The sequence below is a fragment of the Weissella sp. DD23 genome (assembly GCF_001579105.1).
GTDB lineage: Bacteria > Bacillota > Bacilli > Lactobacillales > Lactobacillaceae > Weissella > Weissella cibaria.
Map to the genome: position 1 here is coordinate 1 of NZ_KQ970428.1, position 824 is coordinate 824.

At 47.8% G+C, this 824-nt stretch carries 1 protein-coding gene; it reads left to right on the forward strand.

The features are described from left to right. Positions 1 to 786: adenine deaminase (locus tag WEIDD23_RS12045; RefSeq protein ID WP_197458895.1), on the forward strand; the 786-nt coding region annotated here is incomplete at its 5' end. Between the last annotated feature and the right edge of the window lie 38 nt (positions 787 to 824).

The following is an 824-nucleotide window of genomic DNA, read 5'->3' on the forward strand; positions in this document are numbered from 1 at the left end:
ACATTATATGCAGCCCAGGCTCACCAATTAAAGAATGTGGGGGCCTTGGCTGCTGGGTACCAGGCGGATTTGTTTCTAACGGCCGATTTAACAACGCTTTCGCCACAGGCAGTTATGGTTGGCGGTGCGTGGCAATCATTTGACGAACCAATTACACCTAATCGATTTGCTGAGAACCTAATGACGGTCACACTGCAGGCATCGGACTTAGCGTTACCGCTGGACACTGGGCGTGCCCATGTGATTGATGTGAAACCAGGTCATATCGACACCACACATGCAATTCTTGAGGTGCCACGTGATGCGCATGGCCAATTTGTTGCGAATGCCGAGTTTGCTAAAATTACGGTCGCCGAACGATATCATGATTTGGGAAATGGTGTCGGTATTATTCGGGGGTTGGGTCTTCGTCACGGCGCGGTTGGAACGACTTTTTCAAACGATTCTCACAATATGGTGATTGCGGGGGTCACAGATGACTTGATGTTGCGAGCGGCTGAAGAATTGATCGCGATGGGTGGTGGCATGGTGGTCGTGTCAGATGATGGTACGGTTACGTCATTGCCACTCGATATCGGTGGGGTGATGTCGTCAGCATCAGCTGAGACGATTGTGACCCAAACAAAGGCACTGCACACTTGTCTGGCCGCTATTAGTGATGTGTCGTTCGATATTTTTCAAACACTATCGTTTATGGCCTTACCTGTTATTCCAAGTCTTAAAATTACGGATCAAGGGTTATTTGATTTTGAGAAGTGGGACTTTATTGATATCAACGCTGACTAAACAAAAATGGACCTTGTCACGAAGACGAGGTCCATTTT